This is a genomic window from Planctomycetaceae bacterium, assembly GCA_041398785.1.
In the GTDB taxonomy this organism is placed as follows: domain Bacteria; phylum Planctomycetota; class Planctomycetia; order Planctomycetales; family Planctomycetaceae; genus JAWKUA01.
In genome coordinates this window covers 386,462-406,097 of sequence record JAWKUA010000001.1, presented here as the reverse complement: position 1 = coordinate 406,097, position 19,636 = coordinate 386,462, and the positions used below count along the sequence as shown (strand labels likewise).

Sequence of the window (19,636 nt, the reverse complement as noted above, 5' to 3'; positions counted from 1 at the left end):
GAACCATCGACTACCGATCAACGCATCAGAACGAATCCGGCGTCCTGCTCAACGACACGGAAAGCGACGGACTTCTGCGAGTAGTCGGAACAACATCGCCGGGCGCACGGCACCCTGGTGATGCAAAGCACGGGGGCCTTCGAATACACGCCGGATCCGGGATACTCCGGCCTGGATTCGTTTGAATACACAGCCATCGATTCCGACGGAGCCACGTCGACGGCGACAGTTTCCATCAACGTCGAAGCGCCGCCGGTGCCCGGAATTACGATCTCGAACGTTCCGCCCGGCGGACTGCAGGTCAGCGAATCGAACTCGACGGATTCCTTCGGCGTCGTGCTGGATGCGCCACCCGCCTCAAACGTCACGCTGACGATCACCAGCAACGATACGACGGAGGGCGTTGTCGACTCGCAGACACTTCTGTTCACTCCGGCGAACTGGGATACCGTGCAGACGGTGACTCTGACGGGAGTCGCCGATTACCTGATTGACGGATTGCAGACTTCGACAATCACCATTGCCGTTGATGATGCGAACAGTGATGACCTGTACGACCCGCTGCCGGACGTGCTTGTCGACTTCAGCAACGCGGACGACGACGTTGCCGGCTTCACTGTGACGGAATACGGCGGCGTGACCTCCGTCAGTGAATCTGGCGCCTGGGATACGATCAGCGTCGTACTCGACGCCCAGCCGACCAGCAATGTCGTGTTGTTTGTCACCAGCAGCGACGAAAGCGAAGTGACGGCCGATGCGGCCGTTCTGACATTCACCCCTTCCAACTGGAGCACACTTCAGATTGTGACCCTGACCGGTGTGGACGATGCGATCATCGACGGCGACCGGGTCAGCCTGATCACAATCAGTGTTGATGACCAGAATTCCGACGACGACTTTGACCCGCTGTCTGATTCAACAACGAGCGTTACAACCGTGGATGACGACATCGCCGGCATCACTGTGACCGAAACCGGCGGCGGAACAAGCGTGAGTGAGTCCGGCACGACCGACACATTTGACGTCGTGCTGAACGCACAACCGGCCGTCAACGTCGTTGTGACTATCACCAGCGGCGACCCCGGCGAAGTGACGGTTGATCTCTCGCCGCTGACATTCACACCGGCAAACTGGAATCAGCCGCAGACGGTCACTGTGACAGGAATTGATGACGGCGTTTTTGACGGCTATCAGTCGACGGCAATCACCATCAGCATCGACGCCGCAGCCAGTGATGATGACTTTGACGCCGTTGCTGACGAGATCGTCACCGTGACGACCAGCGACGATGAAACAGCCACGCTGAGCGGTACCAAGTTCGAAGACATCAACGGAAACGGTCAGCGCGACGCGGGTGAAGACGGAATGGCGGGAATCACCATCTACCTGGACCTGAACGACAACGCCCTGCTTGACGGTACCGGAGAAATCAGCCTGGAACCGGACAACTATCCGAATATGGACGTTTCAAACGTGCTTCCGGAAGTCACGCTGACCGCCGAATACGGCTCCGGACAAACGAGTCCCGTAGGCACCATTCAGGTCCCTTCCGGAACGACTTCGACCGGGCAGTACGCGTTTACCTACGACGCGGACGGCACGACGTGGTCGAAGTCCTCACAGTTCCCGGCACGGATGAAGGTGGAACTCAACGGTTCCGTTCCGTCCGTGAGTCTGGATTTCACCGCGGCGACAGCGAATACCGCCGGGCTGTTGCAGGCGTTTGATGCCGCCGGAAACCTGATTGCGTCCAAAACAACCGGCGTGCTGGCGCTGAATCAATTCGGAACCGTCACGATCTTTGCACCGGGGATGGCGTACCTGTATGCAACATCGGCAAATGCCGGTTCTGTGGTGCTCGACAATCTCAGGCTGACGACAGAAATCGAACCGTTCGCCGTCACCGATGCGGTCGGAGACTATACCTTCACAGACGTCCCGGCCGGCGACTACGTTGTGCGGGAAGTGGTTCCGGATGGCTATCGCAAGACGTTTCCCGTTACGGAAATCCCCCGGCTGTTTGCCATCGATTTCAATCCGTCCAGCCCGTCACGCATTGTGGAGGTCGATCCGCAGACTGGCCTGACGCTGGCGTCCTTTGTACCCGCCGTCGGGGCGATCACCCTGACCAGCGGCCTGGCATTTGACGGAAACTCCCTGTTTCTGGTCGATGCGAACACGGACACGCTGTACAAGCTGAATCCGGACACCGGTGCAGTGCTCGGTTCGCTCGGACTGGACGCCACCGGACGCTGGGACGGCGTCGCGGCGCTGAATGGTTCAATCTATGTCAATGATCCGTTCGCCGACGTCATTGAAGTCGTCGACCCGGTCACAATGACGCTTACAAGCACGATTCAGTTAAGCGCCGGAGGCAACTTCAATCCGTTTGGAGGTCTCGGTGAATTGCCGGACGCTGCGGGCGGTCAGCTTGTCGGTGCTGTCGGATCCTCAAACCAGGTCGCTCTGCTGAATCCTGCGGACGGATCGGTCAACAGCACATTCACACACGCACCCGTCAGCAACGGTGACAATTTCGGAATCACAAGTGTCAGCGGGGAAATCTACCTGGGCTTCAATGACCTGTCCGGTACCGTGCTGGTATACGCTCCCGATGGAACGCTGATCCGCAGCTTTCAGACTGGTTTTGACATGTCAGGTCTCGGCGGCGGAGGCGGCGCTGATGGCAGCCATCGCATCACGGTTGGTTCCTCGCCGACGATCACCGGACTCGATTTCGGCAACATTAGAGCCACAGGTTCGATCAGCGGTACAAAGTTCGAAGACACGAATGCCAACGGCGTTCGTGATTCCGGTGAGAACCCCGTGTCGGGAGTGACTGTCTACCTCGATTCAAACGACAACGGAATGCTCGACGCCGGTGAACTCTTCGACGTGACCGATACCGGCGGGAACTTCCTGTTTATGAATCTGCCGACAGGCGACTACACGATTCGCGAACTTGTCCCCGCCGGTCACGTGGAGACCGCACCGGGGAACAGGCCGGCGTTCTTTTACGGTGTTGACGCCGGCCCGGATAACCTGGTCACAATCGATGCCGCCACCGGCCAGGTCAGCACGATCGGTGCGCTGGGTGCGAACATCCACGGGCTGACGGTCACTCGCAATGGCGAATTGTACGCGCTGTCAGGAACAAATACGGATGGTCTCTATTCTGTCGATCCGGCTACCGGCCAGGCGACGCTGATCGGTGCCGTCGGGAGAAACGCCGCGTGGGGACTGGCGTACGATCCGCTCACCGACACGCTTTACGGAGCCGGTTCGACGACCGGCGGCAACGGACTCATGGCTTTCGACCGGGCCACCGGCGCGGGAACCGTGATCGGTCCGGGAAACCCCGGCATGACCGCTACCAGCGGCGTGTCATTCGATCCCGTTCGCCGCAAATTCCTCCTTTTTGACAACGCAGACGATGAGTTCTACGAATTCGATCTGACGAACGGCGTCGCCACATTGCTGTCCGTGGCAAATCCGGCATTCAACGCATACGGCTTTGCAACGTTCGGATCAGAATTTGTCATGCCCACACAGAATGCCACCGGCCTGATGATTGTTGACCCGATCACTGGGGCTCAGTCGCCGCTGCTGTCGCTGTCACAGGTCACCGGTTTGGACGCTCTGGAATACGTCGCCGCGACTGATGGAGCGTATCGCGTCACCGTCCTGGCTGACCGGATTCAGCAGGATCTGAACTTCGGCAGCTACCAGCCTTCCGCCGGAGTCGTGACGTCTGACACGCGAATCAGCAATACGGCCGGAAGCTTCACAGCCGTTCTGGAAAACTTCGATCAGTTCGGTGCCGCCGTCACATCCGTTGGTGACCTGGACCATGACGGAATACCGGACCTGGTGGTCGGTGCCCCCGGCGATGACGACGGCGGTCCGTCTCGCGGGGCCGTCTACGTTCTGTTTCTGAATGCCGATGGCTCGGTCAGGTCTCATCAGAAGATCAGTGATTCCGAAGGCGGGTTCGGCGGCGTGCTCGGTCACGGCGACGAATTCGGTCGCTCGCTGGCCAAACTCGGCGACCTGAACGGCGATCAGGTCGTCGACATCGTCGCGGGCGCCCCCGGCGATGACGACGGCGGAACCGATCGCGGTGCGGTGTATACTCTGTTTTTGAATCCCGACGGAAGCGTGAAGTCAGCCGGGAAAATCGGTGACGCCTCCGGTCCGTTTGCGGGATCGCTGGACGATTCGGATGGCTTCGGCACTTCCGTCGCCAGCATCGGCGATCTCGACGGCGACGGTGTCCGCGACATGGTCGTTGGCGCGCCGTTCGATGACGACGGCGGCACAGACCGCGGAGCCGCGTATGTGCTGTTCATGAACGCCAATGCCACAGTAAAGGCGCTTCAGAAGATCAGCAATACATCCGGCAACTTCACCGCAGCGCTGCTGGACGGTGATTCCTTCGCGTCATCGGTGGCAGGTGTCGGCGATCTCGATGCCGATGGTGTCCCCGATCTTGCCGTGGGAGCATCCGGGGATGACGACGGAAGCGCCGATGGCGGCGCCATCTACGTGCTGTTCCTGAACTCCGACGGAACCGTGAAGTCGCACCAGAAGATCAGCAGCACGACCGGCGGCTTTTCGGCGGCACTGGATGTCAGCGATCAGTTCGGAAGCTCGATCACTGCGATCGGCGATCTGGACGGAGACTACGTGACGGACCTGGTCGTGGGAGCACTGGGCGACGACGACGGCGGAACCGATCGCGGAGCAGCCTACGTGTTGCTGATGCACACCGACGGGACGGTGAAGTCTCAGCAGAAGGTCAGCGATACTCAGGGAAGCTTCACCGGAGCGCTGAACAACGCGGACAACTTCGGAGCCGCCGTTTCGTACGCAGGCGACCTGAACGGCGACGGCGTCAGCGAGCTGGTCGTGGGAATTCCCGGTCGAGACGACGGTGGCGCCAATCGCGGTGCGATCTCCGTGCTGCAGGTTGCCGGGGTCACGAGGATGCAGGTGCGTGACTTACAGGTCAGCTCCACGTCATGGTCTGCAGCTTTCCGCGATACGTCGGACGGCGCGCCGGCGGGTTCCGGCGCGGGAATCGGCTATTCGGTCCTGACCGGTGCGGCAACTCAGACAAAGCCGCTGCCGTGGTCGAATATCCGGCGATTGGTGGTGACGTTCAGCCAGGACATTGATGCCGGCTCGGTCGTCGCCAACGGCAACGTTTCAATTCATGCCGTCAACTCGTCACCGTCAATCAGCCAGATCAACGTCGTCGGAAATCAGATGATCATCGATCTGAATGCCGCGCTGCCGGTCGACGCGCTGCGACTGGAGATCCAGGACACCGTGCTGAGCGTCAGTGGCGATCCGCTGGACGGCGACTTCGTCAACCAGGTCGACTCAGTTTCCGGCGGACCGGCTCCCCAGGGACACCCCGCGAACGATTTCAATTTCCACTTCGTTGTTAATCCCGGCGATGCCAATCGCAGCGGACTGGTCAACATCAGCGACGCGGTGCTGGTGTTTCAGAATTTTCTGGCCCAGCCCGGCGGCGCTGGTTATTCCCTGTTCGCGGACATGAACGGTGACGCGATTCTGAACATTTCCGATGCCGTGATCGTGTTCCAGCACTTTCTGGCGATGCCGCCCACGTCGTTTCCCGGTTTGTTCGGTCCGGGCTTCGCGTCGTCGGAGTGGTATCCGGCACCGCCGACAGCACCACCGTCAGTTCCGACTACGGCATCATCCGGGTCGGCGGGAACCTATCAGTCTTCGCGGACCAGCACTCAAACTGCAGCGTTGGCGGCCAGCCCTGAACCCGCGAGTCCCCCGGACAGCGATTTGCAGGTTCTGGACGAAGTGCTGTCAGAGTCCGTTGATGACCTGCTGACGCCGTAAACGATTCTGAAATCGGCGACATCCGCGCGATGCCGGCTTTCGCAGGCTGCGTGTGGAAAAACTCCTGACACGAGTTGACCGTCATTTCTTGATGCGGAATTCACACAGCGAGGTAATGATGGCTCCACCGGCTCGCTGTTGTGGCGTGCACCGTCCTTCAACGCACATCGTGGCTACAAGGAGCTCTCAATGACGATTACCTCACTGTTGAACGCCGGCCGAAGGGTGTCTGACAGGACGCTGTCCGCACCGCAGCCGGTAAGCGACTTCGCCGACAACCTTCGACAGCATGTCACTCTTTCTGAACCGGATTCGCCGCGAAGTGCCGACGACGATCGACTGTTGGAGACAATCCAGCAGTCGTTTCGCCGATCCGGCTTTGGCGAACTTCAGCGCGTGGCGGTCGGAGTCAGCCGCGGAAATGTTTGGCTGCGAGGTCAGGTGCCAAGCTGGCATCTGAAGCAGATAGCGCAGCAATCCGTGCTGGCGATTCCTGACGTGGACCGCCTGACGAACGACGTGCAGGTGTCCTCCGAACAGTCCCCAATCGGTTCAGCCTGTTGACACGAGCCGCCGCTGCCGGCAGCGATGTTCCAACAGCGCCGGGTCTTTCATCGAATGGCTGTCACGTGAGTGTCAACTGCCGGAGTGCCGGTCACCGTCGATCCGTGGCAACCCGCAAGCGACCGGACTGTGCAATCCGTGGCACAACCCGGCCAGGATACGTTGGCGGCTCCGTGCGAAGCCGCGACTCCGGGTGATCACAGCAAGGTTCGATTCGCGCAATCACCGTCGGCAGGATCCGGCGAGCTACCATCCATAGCCTGCGTAGCCCGGATAGGGATTTCTTCCGTAGCGAGCGTTCGCTTCTCGCAGGCGATTGATGGCCGCCTGCTGTTCGTACGGCGACAAGTCGCGTCCGCCGTATGAGCGAACGGCACGGTACATGATGTTCGACACTCGTCGACATTCACCCGGTCGTGCGGAATTTCGGCAGGAGGCCAGCAGGTCTCGCCGAAACTGCCTGTCACATCGTCCTCGGCTGTCGCAGCCGGCGTTCAGGCACGCGTCGTGCCGGTTGCAGGCCGGACGGAAGTTTGCGCCGTACCAGTCCTGCGGTATCAGTGCCCGGTCGGCTCCCACAATCCAGTCCGGTCCGCAGGGACACGCGGCCAGGTCCGGCCTCTGAGCTTCCGCGCGGACACAGCAGGCCATTACCGCAAGGATCGTCAATGTTCTCATGGTCATTTCTCCTCAATCGAGAGTAAACGGAACGCTGCCACGACAGCGCGGTCACCCGCCGCACAAGCCGGGGACGGACGGATACCGTTCGCAACTTGAATGCCAATCATTGCCTGCAGGCGATCAGAAGGAAATACTTCTCAACACAAGTCGCGGCACATGGCGGACTCGTTCCACAATGTTCGCGGCGATCGAATTGTTTCACGCGTCTGGCTGCCCGGATTCGATAAATCGGAAGGCACGACATTTGCCGCTACTCCGCAGCAAACGACAACACAACAACGTGGGGACCGATTCGTGCGGACTGAGCGGTTACGTCACACCTTGTGGCGCGGCGAGCAGAACTGGCACAGCAAGACCAACAAAGAAGGCAAGACGATGAGAGACCTCTGGATTCCACTGGCCGTTCTGGCGGGCTGGTTCGTGTTGAACATGTGGGTGCTTCCGAAATTCGGAATGCAGACCTGACTCAGCAATAGCTGCCAGGTCCGGTCGGACTCTGCCAATTCTCAACCGAAGAACCCAGCCGCCGAAAGCGACAACCCGCGATCGGCAGAGCTGGAAGACGACAATGACGACGTCACTGCTGATCCGGAAGCGCTGACATCAGGAGATCACCGGTCAGGAGTGCGCTGAATGTTGCGGACTGTTCCGCAGTCCGTCGCCGGAGCGAGGAGCGTTCCCCCACAGTCACTTCCCAGGAACATTCCCGGACAGTCCGAAGGAGCCATCATGCGTCGCAACCCGTCTGCTGCAATTCCTGTCATCGCTGTGTTGCTGCTGAACGGCTGCGGGCGGGAGGCTTCGACGACGTCGCCGCCGTCGGCAACCTCCGGCTCGGTCGCTGCACCGGACAAGGCGGTCGATAGTGTTCGGCAGATCGATTCTGTCGAACAGCTTTCGGCGTCGCAGCAGGAACAGCACACCACAGCTTTGGCTGCCAGAGACGCATTGTTCACCAGGCTTTCCGGTCGGCTGACAAGCGTTATCGAACAGAACGGGCCGGCCGCCGCCATTGACGTGTGTCGCGCGGAAGCTCCCGCTATGGCGGAACAGGTCAAACAGGAATTCGGCGTCGACATCGGGCGAACGTCGTTCCGGCTGCGCAATTCCATGAACCCGGCCCCCGACTGGGCGACGGATTTCGTGACGGAACAAGTCGATTCGCCGCGGCTGGTCGCTCTGGCGGACGAAACGCTGGGAGTGCTGCTGCCGATCCGTCTGCAGCAGAAGTGCGTCGTCTGCCACGGCACCGAAGATCAGATCCCCGCCGATGTTCAGGCCGCGCTGAAGCGGCAGTATCCCGGCGACCAGGCCACCGGATTCCACGAAAACGATCTTCGCGGCTGGTTCTGGGTCGAAGTCCCCGCGCCCGCGGCAGACGGCGCGCCGGAGTAGTTCGCCTATTCCGTGGATCGCCGCGGCGCGGGCAGCGGCGGAAGTTTCATTCCGGCCGGAGAATCACCGGTGGCGGGACGTTCGAACGTATTGCCGAATTCTGTTTGTCCCTCGACATACCCGCCGTGCGACAGAAAAAACTGACCGTCTTCGATTCCCATGAATCGATCGAGTCGGTCTTCCCGGCCGGTCGGATCGTGACTGAACCTGGCGGTTGTCAATTCCCGCCACGTTCCGTCTGCGGCACGAATCCACTGATTGCCGTAAAGAGCTTTGCGAAGCACGTGGCCGTTTCGGCCGACGAAGTTCTCACTGAAGCTGTACAGGCCGCGCAGATAGCCGCCTTCTTTCGGTGCCTTCCAGCTTGAAATCAGCATCCACTGCTGCGTGTCCGGCCGAAAATAGTAGCCGGCGAAAATCGTGTGAGTTTCGTCGACGGGTTCCGCGGTTACCAGAAACCGCTGCTTTGCGCCGGTGACCCAGGGGAACTTCAGGTGGCTGTGCCCGCCGGTGCCCTCGTTTCCGAAATCGCCGGAAAACACATCTTCGCCCTTGTCGAAAAGTGTCACCCGATCTTCCGCCGCGACTTTGCTGCGATCAACGGCTTCGTTGCCGCTGTCACAGACGCTAAAAATGATGCGGCGTTCTGTGGGACTGTTCACCTGCATTCCAAAGTAGCCCCGATGCCAGCCACAGGCCATGTAGTACGACCACAGAGGATCTTCCAGCCCCGTCATCTCGCAATAGAACGCCGATATCTGAGTGTCGTTCGGAATCGGATAGAACAAATGAACCGAAGCCGCGTTTCTCCGGGGTTTCAGGTTGAAGTGAGAATCCGTGGTCGCGGGACCATCAAGCACCAGCGCTTCGATGTCACCGTTTGCATGGCCTTCACTGTTCATGGATCGCAGCCGAAACGACTGGTACCCCGTGTCTGCGATGTTGAACGCACCAAACTCTGCGGTCACCAGCGAGTCACCCTGACCAGTCACTTCCGCCTGGCGGGAATGCTGCCCGACGGTGAGCTGCAGCATCGATGTCATGCCTGCGGGAAGTCTGAGTTCGACCGTGGCCGTCAATTTCCCCGTGTGCTGAAACCGGCCGAACCACACGATTTCCGTTCCCGGATCGGTCCACTGAGTGACGCCGCGTTTCTCCGACACTCGCGCGCCGTCGCCGTCGGGATCGACATACGACGTGAAAGCCGGAACGCGGATTTCCTCGGCCGGCAGGGTCGAAGTCAGCACGGTCAGTAATACGCAAATCCGAAGCATGTCTGTCGCGCCTTTGTGCAGATTGTTTCGCAGGAACTTCCGCGTTCGCCCGACGGCAGCCGGCAGCAAAGCATCACGTTTCGCTTGAGCTTTGGCAACCTCTCGAACACGTCCGATTGCCGACGCCCCCAACGCAACACGGCCTGCAGACCTCACTGCGCAGCGTCCGCGCTATCCACCTCTCCCAGGCGAAGCCGTCCGGGAGAGGTCGGGCGAGCGAAGCGATGCCGGGGAGAGGGCCGGGCGCGCGTTCAGCGTTCTGCAACGCAGAATGACCATTGCGCGGACGTCCCCTCCCCCGAACGTCGCTTCGCTCGTTCGACCCCTCCCTGATGGCCTTCGGCCGGGAGGGGTACTTGCAATTCGCGGCGCAGCCGTGCCGGCACCTCTCCCAGGCGAAGCCGTCCGGGGGTCCGGCGGCAGGCTGTCAGGCGTTGGCTGGCTGGATCGACGCGACGGCCGACTGCATTTTTTGCAGCCCGGTCTTTGCAACCTCAAGCGCATCGCGCTGCCAGTAATCGCGGTTGAACAGTTCCAGTGAAAGCACCACTTTGCGACCGTGGCCGCCGATCATGTTCAGGATGTCGGCCAGCGGAGCGACGCCGTCGCCGGGAAACACGCGGTGCGAATCGTTCATCTCCTGCCGCGAAGGTTCCGACGGATAGTCATTCATGTGAAACACCTGAATGGCCGAATCCGAAAGCAGCGACAGGCCGGCAAAGTCAGAGCCGCCCTTGAAGATGTGGTACACGTCCGGCAACAGGCAGGCTTTTGGATGTCCCGCTTCAACGCAGACGGCCACGGATTCACCGAGTCGAGAAAGGTTGCGGCTGAAGCCCCAGACCTCCAGTTGAGGTACGACGCCGGTTTCGTCGCCGATTTCCAGCAGAGCTCGGTAGCGATCCGCGACGACCATCAGGTCCAGCTTCGGTCCGTCGTTGTGAGCGCCCACCGGCGGCGCCGCGATGCGAGTCCCGCCGATCTCGCGCAGCATCTCCATGTCTCGACGAGCTTCGTCGAGCCCCTTCATTCGAGCGGCTTCGTCGTCGGCAATCCATTGAGCGAATCCGATCGCGCTTTCGACGGTCAGGCCGCTGTCACTGATCAGCGATCGCAGATCCTTCAGGACGCCGCCGCTTTCCACAAATTTCCGCAGACTGCCGATCCACGGTTCAATGGCGTTATAACCGGCTTCGGCGGTGACGCGCACTTCCTGTTCGATCCCCAGTTCCTGGCCGCGGATCGTGGCGGTGTTAAGACAGTACGAAAACTCCGTCGGCTGGGCGGCGGCGCTCGCGGCGGAAGCTCCGGACGCGGCAACGTGCGACGCGGCAATCGTTGCGGTGGTTGCGGCTGCGGCGGCGGCAAGGAACTGGCGGCGACTGGGGTTCATGAATGACACTTCCTGATTGAACGGCAATTTTCGGCAGGAATACGTTGTAGCGTGTTGTCAGCGGGCAACGCCAGTTCGCAGGCGGGCTTTCACGGAATCTCACGCGCTGGAGTCGCAGGGCGCGGGATCGCTACACGAAGCCCGTTCCGCGGATGGTCGCCTGAAGAGAATCCCGCCGGAGTCCACGGTGATCGCTGCCGCCGTGAGCGGGTCCTGCCGATCGTTATTCGACGGAATCGTCAAGTTCCGTCGGCTCCGGTTCCCTGGCTTCGTCCGGTGCTGTTGTCGACCTGGCGGGCGGCTCGGTGTCGGCTTGACCCGCATCGGACTGTTCCGTGCCGGTCACGGGTTCCGTCACGACAGGAACTTCGCCATCCAGAATCTCCAGATCGCTGTAGGCCATCAGCGAACCTTTTTCCAGATGAACGTTCTTCAGAGCGACGGCGTATTCGGTGCGCGACTGGAAGTAGCGGATCTCCGCTTCGGCGACGCGGCGCTGAGCGTCCAGCAGTCGGTCGACGTCGATCTCGATGTCGTTCTGGTCTCTGGCTTCGTACGCCTGCAGCAGTTCGTGAGCCGCCAGGTACCGGTTCATGCAGTTGCGGCATGCTTCGTATGCTCGTGACGCGTCGGTGATCGCGTTGCTCAGGTCGTGGACAACTTCGCGCTGCTGTTCGCGAAGAATGATCCGTTCGCGCGACAGCATCAGTTCGGAGTTCGTGACGGCCAGGTGAGCCTTCCGGAATCCCAGCGGAACCGTGTACTCAACGCCCAGATACCATTCCTGAAGATCTCCGGTGGTCAGACTGCCCGCGGCCGAAGACGGAGCCGTACTGCTTTGCAGGCCGTCATAATTCACCAGGTCGTGCCCGAATCCGCGAAAACGGTAGCGTCCCACGGCGTCGAGCTGCGGGTTGAGAAAGTTGCGAGCCGCCAGAAGTTCCATTTCCCGGCGACGAACCTGCAACTGCTGTCGGCGAATTTCCGGCCGGCGATTCAGCGCTTCGTGCATCACGGCGTCCCAGTCGAACACGACATCGGCCAGCAGAGGCTCATCGGATGGGCGCAGCAGTTGTCCGTCCGTGATCGCCATTCCCGTCAGCAAACGCAGCCGGCGTTCGGCAACCTGCACTCCGCTTGCCCCTCGAACGGTTCCGCCGGTGCTGCCGTTGCGATTCTGAGTCCCCTGCACCAGCCGGCCGGACAGCGCTTCATCGACCTCCGTCCGAAACCGGTAGTACTGTTCTCGGGCCAGGTATTCACGAGCTCCGGAATCCAGATCACTCTGCTGCCGTGATCGAACCCGATTCCAGACTTCCAGTGACCGCTGCATCGCTCGCGAACGCGCGTCGAGATCCCGGTAAGAGTAGTACAGGTCCCAATACGCATTGACCACGTTGCTGACGTAGTCACGCACGGCGACTTCGAATTCCGCCTGAGTGCGATCGGCGCTGACCCTGGCCAGCAGGATGCCGTTGTAAACTCCGGGACTGCTGCCGGGACCGGCAATTCGGTTGAACTGCAGTCCGCCGCCCTGCAACAGCGGCTGACGGAGTTCGCCTTCCAGATACGTGTCCCAGGCGCTGGGGAACGTATTACCGGGAGCGTTGTTACTGTCGTATTTCGAAATCGAACGCAGCGCGAACCGGGAACCCGTGGCGGTGCGCTTCGAAAGTTCGATGTTGTACTCGTTCAGATCCTGCCGGAAGTTCGTGATGCCTCCGGCGAAGAACGGATTGTTGAAGATCTGGTCGTTGTTGCTGAAAAACGCGGACGCCTTCAGCTGCGCGTCGAATGCGCTGAGAGCCGCTTCCGGGCTGAAACGCGGGTCCGTCACCTGCAGGCTGTTGGAGAATCGCGAGTACATGATTTCCGGATGCCGCAGGACCGTGCCGCCCAGTTCGCGCAGCACGTCGGAATTCGTCATGGCGACTCGCAAGACTTCGTCCAGCGACACGTCCACGTAGGAGATCTCGTCCAGCCGGATCTGATCCCGCGCGGTCAGCGGAGCCTGGGACATGGCGGCGGTGTGAATTTCCGTGGCCGGCTGATCGACTCTTGCCGCGACTCGGTCAATCGCTGATGTGTCGTTTCCCACAGTTTCCTGCCAGGCGGCTGGAGTGCTGCAGCCAGCCAGCAGCAACACCCCGGATGCAATCACGGCGCACATTGCCGCGACCATTCGCGTCAGCCATCTGATGCCCGGCGCGTGCGCAGCGGAACCCGCGGCGGCGCATTCGCCGCCGGAAGCGCGTGAGTCCTTCGGGTTCCGAGCGGAATTTGACATTGCTGTTGACCGGCGACACTCCTGAAAAGTCGCGCCGCGCGGGTGGCGCTGCGGAGTGCAATCTGCCTGACGTTGTCATCGGTCAGAGGCGCGAATCCACGCCGATCATTCATCACGACTTTCACGTCCGCTGCAGTCGTCAGAATCCGCCGCATGCCCTGGGGGCGACGAAACCAGCGAGAATTGCTTCCCTCCGCCTGCATAATCCGAACGCTCGGAACAACCCGGATAATCGTTACAGTCCGCCACGCGCTTGTGCGTCTAGGCCATGCCGGCCACGTCAACCGCCAGCGAACATGCACGCCCCGGAAATGCGCTCGCCGGACAGTGTCGGCGGCGGGCGGAACGCGCGCTGCCTTTGTTCACTTCCGTTCACGGTCAGTCCTGCCAGAATTCCGGTCGTCACATCTTTCCGTCCTTCGCGAACACAACGATCGCCATGACAGACGAATGGCTGCCGGCCTTCGAGTCGCGGCTGGAACAGCTTGAACAGAAAGCATCCGGCGGCGTCTCGATCGCGAAGCTGGCCGAAGAATGCCGCGACACACTGTGCCTTGCCGCAGACGTCCCGGCTGTCGAACTCGTCCTGGTTCGGCATGACGACAATTCGCCTGACGACGCATGGAATGGCAGCGTCGAGCGGCTTGCCGACGCGGGGACGATCGCCATCGCCCTGCCGGACGACGCAGTTCTGCAGGCGTCCAGCCAGCGCACTTCGATCATCTCGGCGACCGAATGGTCAAGGGCCGAATCTTCTCTGGCCGAATGTTCTTTGGCCGAGTCTTCTTCGGCCCGCGGCGCGGCGACGTGTGCTGACCCGGACCTCTCGGTTGTGGTGCTGTCGACGCCGGTTGGTGACAACATTCGATGCACGATGCTGGTCGCGGCGTCACGTCTGGCGACTGATCAATCGCTGACCGAAGCCGGGCACGCCGTGCTGTCTGTCGTCGCGGAACATGCCAGTCGTCAACTGGTAACGGAATCGGAATCCCGGCTGCGGCAGCAGCGGACGATGACGGCGCTGGCTGTTCGGCTCAGTGACTGCAGTACCGTTCCCGAACTCGCGGCCGCGATTGCGCACAGCACCCCCGCAGTGCTCGGCGACTGTCGCGTCTCGCTGTTGGAACGGAACGGCACGGCATGTCGCGTGATTGCCGTGAGCGGTGTTCAGAAGATCAATCCCGCCGCCGCTTCGGTCCGAGCCATCGAGGCGATTGCCGGAAGCGCTGCGACATCCTGCGCGAGTCGCTGGATTGACGTCGACGAACCAGCGAACGAACCCGAGATCGAACGTGCGACTGAAGTGCTGGCGTCCAACAGCGTCTCGCGGTTTCGCGTCCTTCCGCTATCTCGCGACGAAACGTCCACAGCTGTTTCCCAACCGCAGTCAGAACAGGATCACAACACCCCGAAACATGTTCTTGTTGTTGAAGCCTTCACGGACACCGCAGCGCCTTGCGAACCCGTGTTGCAGGAACTGGTGCAGATTTGCCGTCAACGACTTCGGGCGATTGTTCCGAATGCGAACCCGCGAACTTCCGGCAGGCGACGACTGATCGGCGCGAGTGGAGCCGTGGCGGTCGTGGTGTTGTTGTTCTGGCCAGTACGATTTGAAATTGAAACAACCGGACAGCTTTCACCGAAACTTCGGCAGCGGGTTTTCGCGCCGGAAGACGGAGTCGTTCAGGCTGTGCCGATTCAGCAGGACCAGCACGTCAGCAGCCACAGTGTGCTGCTGGAACTTTCAAACGCGGACCTGCAGCTTCAGCAGCGTCAGCTTCAGGGAGAAATCGATACCGTCGGTGCTCAGCTTGCCGCGGCGCGGACGGCTCGACTGACGGGTTCCGGCAATGAATCACCTGCAGGGCTCGAAACACGGCAGAGTTCCGACGAACAACTGCTGGAACTGCGGCTGAACAACCTGAACGAACGCCGGCAACTGCTGCTGGATCGGATCAGCGCCCTGCGCATTGAAGCTCCGGTCGACGGAATGGTGTTTCGCCGTGAACCGCTTCACGAATTGATTTCACGCCCGGTCCAGCGCGGACAGTTGCTTCTGGAGATCGTTCCCGACAACGAACCGTGGCAACTGGAACTGCGGATTTCCGACGCGATGATCGGATACCTGAATTCTCATCGACGATCGACCGATCAGCCCGTGACCGTACGCTACCTGCTGCGTGCTCGTCCCGACGAGCGGCATGACGCGACGCTGACAACGGTCGACTCAGCCATTCAGCTCATCGACGGTCAGCTCACGTGCATTGCCAGAGCCGACGTTGCAGAATCCGCAGATTCCGACCTTCGCCCCGGAACATCAGTGACCGCACGAATCGACTGTGGACGCCGGCCCCTGGGATTCGTGATATTTCGCGAAGTGATTGAATTCCTGCAGCAGGTCAGCTTTGCGTGGCTGTAAGTCGTGCCGGCCGCGAATTCACAGCGACGAAAATCGGTGTGAGGTCAGGGGATTGATCGCCTGGTGCAGGCCGCACATTCAACAGGAGTCGAAGGCAATGTCCGACGGGAAATTTTTCAGCACGTCGCTCACCTGGTTTTGCCTGCTGCTGCCATCCGTCGTCGGGGCGCAGGCACAGGATTCTTCGGTTGTCATTCCGCGAATCACCGTCAGCCTGGTTCGACAGGCCAGCGTGTCGGCTCACGATGCGGGCGTGATCCAGCAACTTCACGTTACCGAAGGGCAGCGCGTTGAACACGGTCAGTTACTGGCCGAACTGACGAACGAACAGCAGCAACTGTCGTTGAAGACGGCCGAGCTGAATCTTGCGATCGCCGTCGCCCGCAGCGAAGACGACCTTGCCGTGCAGTCCGCGGCCACTCAACTGCGTGAGGCCCAGGCGGCGGAACAGCGCCAGCAGGTCTCGCTGCAGCTGTCTCAGGCCGATTCCGAAAACGACGTCGCCGTGCGACTCGCGGAATCTCAATGGAAACTGGCGGGACTGGAACTGATCCGCGCAGGAAAGGCCCGGCAACAGTTCCGGGAGTCCGTTTCTCAGATGGAATTCGACCGCCTGGAAGCAACGGAGAGTTACCGGAAACTGCAGCTCGAACAGGCCCGGCACGATCACGACCAGGCGAAGCTGAGGCCGCAAATGGAACAGGCCGAGCTGCAGCAGCAAAAGGAGACCATCGCCCGATTCGAACTCGCGCTGAAGCAGACTCAGAAGGATGCCGGCGTCGCTCGCATCAATCGCGAAATCGTGGAAAACGAAGGTGCCGCTGCTGGCCTGGAGTTGCGGCGTCGAAGGATCGTGGCTCCCTTTGACGGCGTTGTCGCGAAAATCGAAAAGCAACCTGGTGAATGGCTGGAACCAGGCACTGCTGTGATTCGCCTGATTCATCTGCAAACTCTGCAGGCGGAAGGATTTCTCGACGCCGTTGATGCCGATCAGTCGCTGGTCGGCCGCAGCGTGTTGATTACACCGGCCGGGCGGCTTTCCGCGGTTGCAGACCAGCGAAATGGCGACAACGGCAGCCCGCCCGCCGCTGGTCGCAGTGAGATTCCCGGCCACATTACGTTTGTCAGTTCGGAAATCGACCCCGTTAACCAGCAGGTGCGGATTCGCGCGGAATTCGAAAATTCCGACCTGGCGATTCGGCCCGGAACGCTGGGATCAATGCGAATTCTGAATTCCACCGACTGAAGTCCGCCGGATGTCCCGGCGAATCTTTTCGGAAATCGCAGGAAAAATGTCAGATCGGGCGGAATCCCGTCCGTCGCCGGTCCTGTAAGAACCAGGGGGCGCAAGATGCGCACATCAAATCAGACAACATCGCCGCAGGAACTGCTGCTGACAATCACGCTGCCGCAACCCGGTCAGAAAGAAGCGGAGCCCTGCGAAGCGTGGGCGCCGAACGGGTTCGGTACGGCCATCGTGTGTGAAGGTACATTCGCCGGTTGGATTGGCCGCAGCCGCAGCTTCCCGCACCGTACCCTGCAAGGTATCACGGCGTGAAGATCCGGCAGATACTTCATCGATGGCTGCCGCGGTCATATCCGTTGCGATCCCGGCGACGCCGACGTTGCCAGACGGTCGCGGCGCCGTTGTCGGTCGAAGCGCAACTGGAACCGCGTCTGCTGCTGTCCGCCGCCGTCGGCGATGTTTCTGAAGCGGTTGCTGTTGCCGTTTCGCAGAACTCCACCATGTCCGTCCCGGCGACGATTATCGACGGAACGCGACAGGTCGACGGCACCATTCGGGTGTCTTCCCCGCGGACAAAGCATTCCGCCGCGGTGTTCGTACCTGACGGACAGAAGACGGCTCCGGGCAGCGGCGACGCCGTCAACGGCGAAGACTCCCCTTCGCCACCGATCGGCCGTGATCGCGTTCTGACGCTTCAGATTTCCGGCTCGCTCCCGGCCGGACAGCGGCTCGTGATCGATCTTTCCGGCGGTCAGATTACCGTTCACTTCGCGGTGAACTCTTCCGGCGGTTCGGTTCCGCTGCCGAATGGAGATGCCGGGCACTCGCTGCCAATCACATTGCCGAACATCACGCTTAAGCTGCCAGGATTCGAGTCATCGCTGCCGACACAGCCGACGGTGAAATCGACGAAGGATCTCGTGTCGCCAACGGACCCACTGCGGCGGGAAGCGGATCGTGTCGTCGTTGCTGATTCCACGAACGCGGCTGCGTTGTCGGCAACTGGCCGACCACAACCGCGGCTGAACGGCGGTGCCGCCGACGAAGGGCCGGACGCCTCCAGCGGCGCCGGCGCGCACGGTGCCGACGGCGACACGACATCGCCCGCACCGGCCGAATTCCCGTTGAACGATGGTCCTGGACTGGTGCCGCTCGCTGCCGAGCTCGCGATCCGTCCGACGCCGTTGAACAATCCGCTTGCCGTCGGGGTTTCATCTGCGAATGGTTTGTTGACGATTGTCCTGCCGACTTCAAACAGCAGCCTTGCCGCGCATTCCGGCAATCGGAGTCCCGCCGATGGATACGAAGCCGCCGGTGCGTCCGTCGAAGCCTGGCTGACCACGCGCGCGACGAATGAAATTCTGGAAAGCCCGGTTCCGGCAGGCGACCTGTCCGAGGCTCATGAACAATTCGCGGAACCTTCCGATTCGAATTCCGGCCCGCGCGAATTGCATCGCGAACAGCACGCGATGGCGCGGCTGGAAGTTTCCATCGGCGGCGACCCGACACTACTGCTGCTTTCCGATCAACCTCCGGAACCGCCGGAGATTTCCGGGATCTGGCAGCAACTGAAATTTGACTGCAACCCGCGTGGCCCGCCCGTCAGCGACTCACTTTCGGGCTCGGAATTCGGCCGGACAGATGCGATGTCCGGGCAGCTTCGACGGCTGCGGCACAGTATTGCTCCACGAGGTCCTTCGGTGACATCCAATCGCTGAATTGGAAGTCCTTCGAACACCTCACGGAGCCAGGAAATGCCTCTGAACTCTGACGATTCCCTGATGCGGAATCTGACCCGATATCAGTATTTTCGAAACAGGCATCTGAGTGCGACGCACGACGCGGATGACCTGTTCCAGGACGCGTGGATCCAGTTCAATCACTCGGACGAAGAGCTGGAGGAATTCTCGGAAGATCCGCAGTCTCAGACCCTGCGCCTGCAGAAGGCGGTCCGCCGAGCGACGGATCGAGCTTTTGGCAAACTGCGGAAGCGCTGCATTCGCGGCGGTCCCGCGGAAACAACGATGGAGTTTGAACCGGCCGACTGTGAACCGGATTCCGATCTGATTATCGATCTTCGCAACGAAATCGAATCCCTGCCGCTGGATCAGCGACTGGTGATTGAAATGTTGCGGCGCGGTTACGACGGAACCGAAATCGCCCGGCTGCTTGACCTTTCACCTCAGGCAGTCACACGGCGAAAACAGAAAGCCATCGAACGACTTCGACTGAAACTGGACGTGGCCACATGACCTCTTCCGAATCGATCTCGTCCGCGCGATCCGCGACAATGAATGACGAATGCCGGCAGGTCCGCCAAAGCCTGCCGATCGAGCTGCTGGCAGAACCGGACGGCGAATTGTCGTCCGTTCTGTTCAGCCATCTGCGCCGCTGTCGCGGTTGCCTGGGAGCCTACATCGCTCTCCAGGCAGCCGCGGAGCTGGCCTCACCACTGAACACCGCGGACGATCACTGATTTCGCCGGCCATTCGAC

13 protein-coding genes and 1 pseudogene are annotated in these 19,636 nt (G+C 60.9%); 10 read left to right on the top strand and 4 right to left on the bottom strand.

Annotated features, from left to right (window positions below):
- Positions 1 to 111: 111 nt before the first annotated feature.
- The 3 genes and pseudogenes from R3C19_01580 to R3C19_01570 all read left to right on the top strand — a co-directional run bounded on the left by R3C19_01580 (position 112) and on the right by R3C19_01570 (position 6,447).
- Positions 112 to 234, top strand: a pseudogene (locus R3C19_01580) (Ig-like domain-containing protein).
- Positions 235 to 1,365: 1,131 nt separating this feature from the next.
- Complete coding sequence (locus tag R3C19_01575; protein ID MEZ6059031.1) at positions 1,366 to 5,883, top strand: SdrD B-like domain-containing protein; 4,518 nt, start codon at positions 1,366 to 1,368, stop codon at positions 5,881 to 5,883.
- 189 nt (positions 5,884 to 6,072) lie between these two features.
- Complete coding sequence (locus R3C19_01570) at positions 6,073 to 6,447, top strand: BON domain-containing protein (protein ID MEZ6059030.1); 375 nt, start codon at positions 6,073 to 6,075, stop codon at positions 6,445 to 6,447.
- A 246-nt stretch (positions 6,448 to 6,693) separates the two neighbouring features.
- On the opposite strand, the gene R3C19_01565 is transcribed toward R3C19_01570, so the two are convergent.
- Complete coding sequence (locus R3C19_01565) at positions 6,694 to 7,125, bottom strand: phospholipase A2 (protein MEZ6059029.1); 432 nt, start codon at positions 7,123 to 7,125, stop codon at positions 6,694 to 6,696.
- 636 nt (positions 7,126 to 7,761) lie between these two features.
- Between R3C19_01565 and R3C19_01560 the strand changes: the two genes are divergently transcribed.
- Entirely contained in the window at positions 7,762 to 8,523 is a 762-nt protein-coding gene (locus R3C19_01560) for a DUF3365 domain-containing protein (protein ID MEZ6059028.1), read from the top strand.
- A gap of 5 nt (positions 8,524 to 8,528) precedes the next feature.
- Here R3C19_01560 and R3C19_01555 read toward each other — a convergent pair whose 3' ends face one another.
- From R3C19_01555 to R3C19_01545, 3 genes are all read right to left on the bottom strand, one after another.
- Positions 8,529 to 9,797, bottom strand: a complete 1,269-nt coding sequence (locus R3C19_01555; protein MEZ6059027.1) for a DUF3472 domain-containing protein — start codon at positions 9,795 to 9,797, stop codon at positions 8,529 to 8,531.
- 427 nt (positions 9,798 to 10,224) lie between these two features.
- Positions 10,225 to 11,190: a sugar phosphate isomerase/epimerase family protein gene (locus R3C19_01550; GenBank protein ID MEZ6059026.1), complete on the bottom strand. Its 966-nt coding sequence runs from the start codon at positions 11,188 to 11,190 to the stop codon at positions 10,225 to 10,227.
- A 223-nt stretch (positions 11,191 to 11,413) separates the two neighbouring features.
- Positions 11,414 to 13,351 carry a TolC family protein gene (locus R3C19_01545; protein ID MEZ6059025.1) on the bottom strand — a complete coding sequence of 646 codons (1,938 nt, stop codon included), beginning with the start codon at positions 13,349 to 13,351 and terminating at the stop codon, positions 11,414 to 11,416.
- Positions 13,352 to 13,916: 565 nt separating this feature from the next.
- Between R3C19_01545 and R3C19_01540 the strand changes: the two genes are divergently transcribed.
- The 6 genes from R3C19_01540 to R3C19_01515 all read left to right on the top strand — a co-directional run bounded on the left by R3C19_01540 (position 13,917) and on the right by R3C19_01515 (position 19,618).
- Positions 13,917 to 15,896 (top strand): HlyD family efflux transporter periplasmic adaptor subunit, encoded by a 1,980-nt coding sequence (locus R3C19_01540; protein MEZ6059024.1) that lies wholly within the window; start codon positions 13,917 to 13,919, stop codon positions 15,894 to 15,896.
- Between the two features lie 97 nt (positions 15,897 to 15,993).
- Positions 15,994 to 17,142, top strand: a complete 1,149-nt coding sequence (locus R3C19_01535; GenBank protein MEZ6059023.1) for an HlyD family efflux transporter periplasmic adaptor subunit — start codon at positions 15,994 to 15,996, stop codon at positions 17,140 to 17,142.
- Positions 17,143 to 17,247: 105 nt separating this feature from the next.
- Complete coding sequence (locus R3C19_01530) at positions 17,248 to 17,454, top strand: hypothetical protein (protein ID MEZ6059022.1); 207 nt, start codon at positions 17,248 to 17,250, stop codon at positions 17,452 to 17,454.
- Between the two features lie 89 nt (positions 17,455 to 17,543).
- Positions 17,544 to 18,860 (top strand): LEPR-XLL domain-containing protein, encoded by a 1,317-nt coding sequence (locus R3C19_01525; GenBank protein MEZ6059021.1) that lies wholly within the window; start codon positions 17,544 to 17,546, stop codon positions 18,858 to 18,860.
- A gap of 36 nt (positions 18,861 to 18,896) precedes the next feature.
- Positions 18,897 to 19,394 carry a sigma-70 family RNA polymerase sigma factor gene (locus tag R3C19_01520; GenBank protein ID MEZ6059020.1) on the top strand — a complete coding sequence of 166 codons (498 nt, stop codon included), beginning with the start codon at positions 18,897 to 18,899 and terminating at the stop codon, positions 19,392 to 19,394.
- Positions 19,391 to 19,618: a hypothetical protein gene (locus tag R3C19_01515; protein MEZ6059019.1), complete on the top strand. Its 228-nt coding sequence runs from the start codon at positions 19,391 to 19,393 to the stop codon at positions 19,616 to 19,618. The genes R3C19_01520 and R3C19_01515 overlap by 4 nt, the downstream gene beginning before the upstream one ends.
- The last annotated feature ends 18 nt before the right edge of the window (positions 19,619 to 19,636 follow it).

Coding starts and splice junctions, on each gene's coding strand:
- R3C19_01575 (MEZ6059031.1), top strand. CDS start 1,366: ATGGCGGGAATCACCATCTACCTGGACCTGAACGACAACGCCCTGCTT.
- R3C19_01570 (MEZ6059030.1), top strand. CDS start 6,073: ATGACGATTACCTCACTGTTGAACGCCGGCCGAAGGGTGTCTGACAGG.
- R3C19_01565 (MEZ6059029.1), bottom strand. CDS start 7,125: ATGAGAACATTGACGATCCTTGCGGTAATGGCCTGCTGTGTCCGCGCG.
- R3C19_01560 (MEZ6059028.1), top strand. CDS start 7,762: ATGTTGCGGACTGTTCCGCAGTCCGTCGCCGGAGCGAGGAGCGTTCCC.
- R3C19_01555 (MEZ6059027.1), bottom strand. CDS start 9,797: ATGCTTCGGATTTGCGTATTACTGACCGTGCTGACTTCGACCCTGCCG.
- R3C19_01550 (MEZ6059026.1), bottom strand. CDS start 11,190: ATGAACCCCAGTCGCCGCCAGTTCCTTGCCGCCGCCGCAGCCGCAACC.
- R3C19_01540 (MEZ6059024.1), top strand. CDS start 13,917: ATGACAGACGAATGGCTGCCGGCCTTCGAGTCGCGGCTGGAACAGCTT.
- R3C19_01535 (MEZ6059023.1), top strand. CDS start 15,994: ATGTCCGACGGGAAATTTTTCAGCACGTCGCTCACCTGGTTTTGCCTG.
- R3C19_01530 (MEZ6059022.1), top strand. CDS start 17,248: ATGCGCACATCAAATCAGACAACATCGCCGCAGGAACTGCTGCTGACA.
- R3C19_01520 (MEZ6059020.1), top strand. CDS start 18,897: ATGCCTCTGAACTCTGACGATTCCCTGATGCGGAATCTGACCCGATAT.
- R3C19_01515 (MEZ6059019.1), top strand. CDS start 19,391: ATGACCTCTTCCGAATCGATCTCGTCCGCGCGATCCGCGACAATGAAT.